The sequence below is a fragment of the Synechococcus sp. R3-13 genome, assembly GCF_047462195.1.
GTDB lineage: Bacteria > Cyanobacteriota > Cyanobacteriia > Thermostichales > Thermostichaceae > Thermostichus.
Genome location: NZ_JANSIO010000432.1, coordinates 1 through 4,604 on the forward strand (window position 1 = coordinate 1; position 4,604 = coordinate 4,604).

The following is a 4,604-nucleotide window of genomic DNA, read 5'->3' on the forward strand; positions in this document are numbered from 1 at the left end:
CCTGCCGCGCCAACCACTCCTGAGGCCAGGTGTAGGTCTCCAGGTCAAAGCCACTTTTGAGGGCGTGGGTGTGATCGGTAACCAGCTTGCGCCCCCCCAGTTGGCTCAGCAAAAAGTCCGCCGGATGGGCCAGGTAGCTGTCTCGATACTGATCAGGATGGGCTTCCGCCCACCACAGCCAACGGCTGAGGCCCCAACTGGCAGGGATCCCCAATTGCTTGGCCTGAGCCTGGCCCCGCGGGTCGGAATACAGCCACGCCTGTTCCAACGGCATGCCCCGACCATCCACCGGCAGAATGGTGCCGGAAGTGCTGCACGCACTCAGAGCGGCAATGGAATACCGATCCCCCAGTTGCGCGGTTAGTTGTCCCAGAAGGGCTTTCAGGGTTCGCAACCAGCGGCCTGGATTGGTCTCTGGGGGATCCCACCGGCGCTCGCTTTTGGCCACCACCTCTCCTTGTTCTGAGAGGGCCACCACCCGCATCCCAGAAGTGCCCAGATCGATCCCAAGAAACACAGGGGGCATAGGAATACTCACCTGAGAATGCTTTGTTTATATACGGGGTGGCCAAGTGGCCTCAAAAAGGGGCCCAAACTGGCTCAAAAGATGGGATCAAAATCTCAAAACTCCTGGCTGCTCCGAGCCAGTGCTTCTTGGATATCCAGATCCAGCCCTCTCACCGGTTCCAGCACCGAGCGGGTGATCAGCTTGCCCTCCTGCACCAAAACCGCGCCGGTTACAGGGTGCAAAAGTGGCTGCTCCGCTCGCCGACCGATCAACGCCTCGATATCCTGAAAAGCATGGATGTACATCCCGGCAGGCAATTCCACCACCACCCCTTCCCCCAGCACCCGCGCTTGGCAGGCCAAGCGAGAGTTAGGCTTGCAGGTGGTGATCACCTCCAGGGTGCGCTGCTCCCGCTTGCTCATCGGGGATAAAGACTCCATCCCCTCCTTAACGTACACATGACAGGTGGCGCAGAGGCCGCGCCCACCGCACTCTTTCAACACATTCAGCTCTTCTTGCAACAGTACCGAGAGCAAATTGCTGTTGGTGGTGATTTCAGACACTTGGGCAATGGGATCCAACCGCACGCGCTTGACCATAACCTTCCCTCTGTTACACGCCTTAACATTAGCTTGTCCATGAAATAAAGATCCCAGCCGCGTCCACATTGTATTATTGGCTACCTCGGTGGGCAGGTTGAGCCTCTTTTGGGGAATCGGGCTAGATTGGATCCCACTGTTGATTTCTGCTGTCCACTTCTAGGGTTCTGGCGGCATGAGTTCTCCGGCCATCCAGTGGTATCCCGGCCATATTGCCAAGGCAATTGGCCAGTTGCGGGAAGAGTTGCGGCGGGTGGATGCAGTCATCGAGGTGTTGGATGCGCGGATCCCGTTGGCCAGTCGTCATCCTGAGCTGGGCCGGTGGCTGGGGGAAAAACCTCGCCTCCTGGCTCTGAACAGGGCGGACTGCATTGAGGCTGGGGATCTGAAAGCTTGGCAGGAGTATTTTTTACGGCAAGGGATCCCTGTCTATCCCACCAATGGCCGCTCAGGAGAAGGGGTGAATCGCCTCAAGCAGGCGGTCTTGCACTTGGGGCAATCGGTCAACACGCGGCGTCAACAGCGGGGCATGCGACCGCGGGCCGTTCGGGCGGTGGTGGTGGGCTTTCCCAATGTGGGCAAATCTGCTTTGCTGAATCGACTGTTGGGGCGGCGGGCAGCTGAGAGCGCAGCACGTCCTGGGGTGACGCGGCAACTGCGGTGGGTGCGGCTGGGGGGAGAGTTGGATCTGTTGGACTCGCCGGGCATCATACCGCCCTCTCTGCCGGATCAACAGGCGGCCTCTCTATTGGCCATCTGCGATGACATCGGCGAAGCGGCCTACGATCCCGAACGGGTGGCGGCCCACTTTTTGGATCAAGTGCTGAGGGTGCAGCCCCAAGCCGGATCTCTCTTGCAAAAGCGCTACGGTTGGCCGGATCCGATCCCTCCCGGTGGTGCTGCAGTGCAGGAGTTGGCCGAGCGGCGGTATCAAGGGGATCCCCAGCGGGCGGCACGGCAAGTTCTCAACGACTACCGCAAGGGCTTGCTGGGGCCGCTGGCCTTGGAACTCCCTCCCAAGGCTTGAGCCCCTTAGAAGAAATCACGAAAGAAAGTCACGTTGTTGCTATGCCCACGGCAGGGAAACCGCTGCTGTGGGGCGTTGACTTTTCCCGAAACTGTCTACACTTGTCCCCAACCGGGATCCAGCCTCTGTTTCCAAGGCCGATACACCTTGAAGTAGACAACGGAACCCACTTGTCTGGCCAAGGCTTTGATGCAAGTGTCTCCACCCATACAGCGCTGGCAAACGGGATGGTTCACCTGCAGACGATTGAACCCCCGCCGCAGCGCACAGGCCGGTTGGCCCCGCAAAATCTCGGCCAGGGATCCCCCCAGCGTCACTTGCCCCAGCGGGATTTGCCCTTCATAGTCCTTGCAACAGGGCACCACCGTGCCGTCGTAGAGGATCCCCGCCTGACCGGAAGCGCCATTGCAGTATCCCCAGCGAGCTGGGATTACCCGGTCTGTCTCCACGTTGCCCCAACTGTCCAAGGGAAACGTTTCCAAAACCAAGCGGGGATGGATGCGGATCTGCTGCCAGCGGCCCGGTCGGTAAGTAGCAATCTGGGCTTCTACCCAATCGAGAGCCGGTGCATCCGGGATCCCTTGCAAAGCTCGTCTGGCCCAAGCCGAGAGCTGAGCGCGCATCTGCTGTGCAGAATCGATCACCGAAAGAGCCTTATGCGGCACCAAAAACGGGTGGGGGCTAGTATCCAGGAATTTGAGATGCACCTGCGTAGGGCTGGAGGAGCGCAAGTGCACCTGCAGAAATTGGGTAATCCCAGCAAAGTAGCGCTCCGGCGTGAGGCGGGGAGGTGCTCCGCGAATGCTGAAGGTGACTGGATCGGGAGTTTGCAGGGAAATGGTTAGCTTAGCAAAGGGGCTGCGGTTCAGCTTTTCAATGTGCTCCGGCCAGAGGGCAAAGGTGCTGCCGTTGCTGGTCAGGTGCAGGCGAAGGCCAAGCTCAGCGGCCCTGCGAATACCCTCGAAAAGGTATGGGTAGAGCAGCGGCTCCCCCATCAGGTGAAAAGCCATCACGCGGGCCAGCCCTGTTGCCGCTACTTCCTCCAAAATCTGCTCCAGCAGAGCGGGCTCCATGTGCCCCCGCCGCCGTTGCATGATCCCATCTGGACAAAACTCGCACTTAAAGTTGCAAACGTTGGTCACCTCTATGTGCAGGCGTTCCAGTTGGGGAATAACAGCAGACATTAACAGCAGACATAGAGAGGGCCGGAACAAGTCGAGGGCAAATAGCGGATCCCCCACAAGCGCTAGGTAGTGATACGCTGTTTATCAGGTTAGATCCGGATCGGAGCCATTGCAATGCTGAAATGCACCACTCGTCACGTCCATATCTTTGCCGGTGAAGTTACTGCCGACAACAACTTCGTGCCCCGCGACGACCTGTTTACCCTCGATGTGGATCCGGACAACGAGCTGGTCTGGACGGATGCTGCGCTCCAGAAGGTCTATGCCCGTTTCGAGGAACTGGTGGAAGAGTACCGAGGGCGAGATTTGACCGAGTACAATATCCGCCGCATTGGGTCTGACCTGGAACATTTCATCCGCTCCCTGCTCAAGCAAGGGGAGATCGCCTATAACCTGCAGGGGCGTGCCCCCAACTTCAGCATGGGCTTTCCCCAGATCCCTGCTGAAGAAATTGTCGGCCAATACATCCCCAAGGGCTAGCTCTTTGCCGGTTCTGGACGGAGTTTTTGATGGTTTTGCATCTGAGTCTTTCACCCATCTGATTGTTGGAGCGTTTCCCCATGTCTGGAGAACCCACCCCCGAGGCCGCTGCTGCCGAGAAACCCGCTGAAGCTGCCAAGCCTGCTGCTGAGGATTCCCCCAAAGCCGCTGCGAAAAAAGTTGCTAAGGAAGAAAAGCCCTTCGAGCAACAGATCACGGAAGAGGTGATCCCGGCAGCCATTGCGGCTTTTCAAAAGCGCGGAGTCAGCGATCTGGAGCTGCGCCTGGAAGGCAAGACGCTGGTCGGCGCGTTTGCAGGAGGCAAGAAGCAATTTAGCGTGCTGTTTGCTGAGGGATCCTTGAATGGTCGCAAGTTCTTTCGCTGTACCACGGCGGGATCCCCGGCCAGCACCATCGAGTCTTTTATGATTGACGAGCGGCGCGTGGATGTTAACCTATTCGTGTTTTATTTGGTGCAGCGCCTTTACGCTCAGCAGTGGTATTGAGTTCGCGTGACCTTGAAGGATCCCTGGCTACCCCTAGCCGGAGAGAGTAAGCCTGCTCGCAAGAGACGAGGGGAGGTGCAGCCGGCTGCAGTTACCGTAAAGCCAGGATCCATCCGGCCATGTTCTTTGGCATGTCCACGATCCCAGAACGGGCACCTTGGCTGCCGCCTTCCCGGAAGATGAGCTGCGCACTTGGCTCGAAGAACGGTACCGCCCCAGCGGGATCAGCCGTTCATAGTCGCGTTTCAGGTTAGGGTGAGAGGCCTGGGCTACTGATCGCGCCAGCGGGACGGAGTCCTT

The 4,604-nt window shown here is 58.7% G+C and carries 6 protein-coding genes; 3 read left to right on the plus strand and 3 right to left on the minus strand.

Annotation, left to right across the window (positions count from 1 at the left end; translation table 11 throughout):
* A partial coding sequence (locus NW856_RS12440) for an FGGY family carbohydrate kinase (RefSeq protein WP_414400526.1) occupies positions 1-526 on the minus strand: 526 nt, incomplete at its 3' end.
* 95 nt (positions 527-621) lie between these two features.
* On the minus strand, positions 622-1,107 hold the full coding sequence (locus NW856_RS12445; RefSeq protein ID WP_414400527.1) for a 2Fe-2S iron-sulfur cluster-binding protein: 486 nt from the start codon (positions 1,105-1,107) through the stop codon (positions 622-624).
* A gap of 175 nt (positions 1,108-1,282) precedes the next feature.
* On the opposite strand from NW856_RS12445, the gene ylqF reads away from it, so the two are divergent.
* A complete protein-coding gene (gene ylqF, locus NW856_RS12450) occupies positions 1,283-2,134 on the plus strand; it encodes a ribosome biogenesis GTPase YlqF (RefSeq protein ID WP_414400528.1) in 852 nt (283 codons plus the stop codon).
* Between the two features lie 95 nt (positions 2,135-2,229).
* Here ylqF and NW856_RS12455 read toward each other — a convergent pair whose 3' ends face one another.
* Entirely contained in the window at positions 2,230-3,318 is a 1,089-nt protein-coding gene (locus NW856_RS12455) for a radical SAM/SPASM domain-containing protein (protein ID WP_414330230.1), read from the minus strand.
* Between the two features lie 114 nt (positions 3,319-3,432).
* Between NW856_RS12455 and NW856_RS12460 the strand changes: the two genes are divergently transcribed.
* Positions 3,433-3,798: an NAD(P)H-quinone oxidoreductase subunit M gene (locus NW856_RS12460; RefSeq protein ID WP_011432289.1), complete on the plus strand. Its 366-nt coding sequence runs from the start codon at positions 3,433-3,435 to the stop codon at positions 3,796-3,798.
* An 80-nt stretch (positions 3,799-3,878) separates the two neighbouring features.
* The gene (locus NW856_RS12465; protein WP_414400529.1) at positions 3,879-4,304 is read left to right on the plus strand and encodes a DUF2996 domain-containing protein; all 426 of its coding nucleotides are present in this window, start codon (positions 3,879-3,881) and stop codon (positions 4,302-4,304) included.
* Positions 4,305-4,604 lie beyond the last annotated feature (300 nt).

What these genes read in the sequence shown, in the direction of transcription:
- NW856_RS12465 (WP_414400529.1), top strand. Translation starts at nt 3,879, where the DNA reads ATGTCTGGAGAACCCACCCCCGAGGCCGCTGCTGCCGAGAAACCCGCT.
- ylqF (WP_414400528.1), top strand. Translation starts at nt 1,283, where the DNA reads ATGAGTTCTCCGGCCATCCAGTGGTATCCCGGCCATATTGCCAAGGCA.
- NW856_RS12455 (WP_414330230.1), bottom strand. Translation starts at nt 3,318, where the DNA reads ATGTCTGCTGTTATTCCCCAACTGGAACGCCTGCACATAGAGGTGACC.
- NW856_RS12460 (WP_011432289.1), top strand. Translation starts at nt 3,433, where the DNA reads ATGCTGAAATGCACCACTCGTCACGTCCATATCTTTGCCGGTGAAGTT.
- NW856_RS12445 (WP_414400527.1), bottom strand. Translation starts at nt 1,107, where the DNA reads ATGGTCAAGCGCGTGCGGTTGGATCCCATTGCCCAAGTGTCTGAAATC.